This window comes from Arthrobacter sp. 05T47, from assembly GCF_056395825.1.
Map to the genome: position 1 here is coordinate 1 of NZ_JBFTKG010000143.1, position 1,496 is coordinate 1,496.

1 protein-coding gene is annotated in these 1,496 nt (G+C 60.8%); it reads left to right on the plus strand.

Translation table 11 applies throughout. The features are described from left to right. Window positions 1–363 precede the first annotated feature (363 nt). Complete coding sequence (locus AC1DEY_RS23375) at window positions 364–1,371, plus strand: AAA family ATPase (RefSeq protein ID WP_476870081.1); 1,008 nt, start codon at window positions 364–366, stop codon at window positions 1,369–1,371. The last annotated feature ends 125 nt before the right edge of the window (window positions 1,372–1,496 follow it).

The following is a 1,496-nucleotide window of genomic DNA, read 5'->3' on the forward strand; positions in this document are numbered from 1 at the left end:
ATACTACACAGCCCATCCACAGGGATGCAAGGGCGACACGCTGTTAATTGTTCCTGCTGTGCCCTAGTGTTGGGATTAGAACCACCAACTTAAACAGCTTTAGCCGGTACACCTGCGAAGTGTACCGGCTAGCAAAAAAGCTGTTGTTCATTTGCTCATTTTGGCCATGTTTCCTGGAAGGTACTCCATGACTGTATTAGAACGGCGCTCATTCCGTTCCAATGAAACTACTCTAACCGCAGTTGAAGCCCTAGTCAAAGACTGGCCCGAGCTTTCCCCCACGAAAGCCCGGCGCGTTGCTGCCCTACTCCGCTCAGGGAATCTCCGCAGCGATGCAAGCACCACGCCAAACGCGGCTGCCGCGTGACGGCCCCGGATGACACGGCAGCTCTGCACAACTTCACCCGCGGCGGCGACTTCATGTTCGACATTCCAGACCACACTCCCGCGTGGTGGGGTGCTGGGCAGGACGTTCTGGGGGYTGAAGGTGAAGCACTCATGATCTGCGGCCCCTCCGGTGTCGGTAAGACAACGCTCACCGGCCAGCTCGTGGCAGGCAGCATCTTTGGCGGCACCGTCCTAGGGCTACCCGTAATGCCGTGCGAACGAGTCCTATACCTCGCAATGGACCGGCCCCAGCAAATCGCCCGGTCGCTGCGCCGGCACTTCACCAGGGGCCAGAAGGACGAAGTGAACGGCCGCCTAACCATCTGGAAAGGCCCGCCGCCCGCTGACATTGCCAGGAACCCGGACCTTCTAAGGGATCTCGCGCTCGAAGCGAAGGCCAACAGGGTATTCGTTGACAGCCTCAAAGACGCCGCCATAGGTCTCTCAGAGGACGCGGTGGGGGCTGGATATAACAATGCCCRGCAAAAGGCCCTGGCGGCTGGCGTAGAGGTCATAGAGCTTCATCACCAGGTGAAGCGAGGCGCTGACGGCGGGGTGCCCAACACGCTCTCTGACGTGTACGGCTCAACATGGCTGACAGGCGGGGCAGGCTCGGTCATTCTGCTGTCAGGCAAGCCGGGAGACACCATCGTTGACTTCCGACACCTGAAGCAACCAGCGGACACGGTAGGCCCATTCAAGGTGATGCACGACCACGCAGCGGGCATCTCGTCGGTCTGGAACGCAGCGGACCCACTCGCCATGATCCAAGCCTCACGCGGGCAGGGAATCACCGTCAGTGACTATGCGACGGCACTCTTCGAGAAAGAGAAACCCACCGCGAACGAGATAGAGAAGGCCCGGCGGAAGCTCAACGCACTGGATAAGTCGGGCGTCATTGGATCCGTTGATGTTCCGGCCACAAACGGCGGCAACCCATCCAAGGTCTATCACCTCCCGACCCCGCTACCCGCGGCAGCCTAAGCGCCCACGCAGCACTCACGGCCCACTAAAAGCGTGGACCCTCCACGCCCCCGAAATACACCCACGCACCCCCGGAATTCCGCGACTTTAGGCCCCACGGCACCGCCCACGGCGCCCACGCGCAG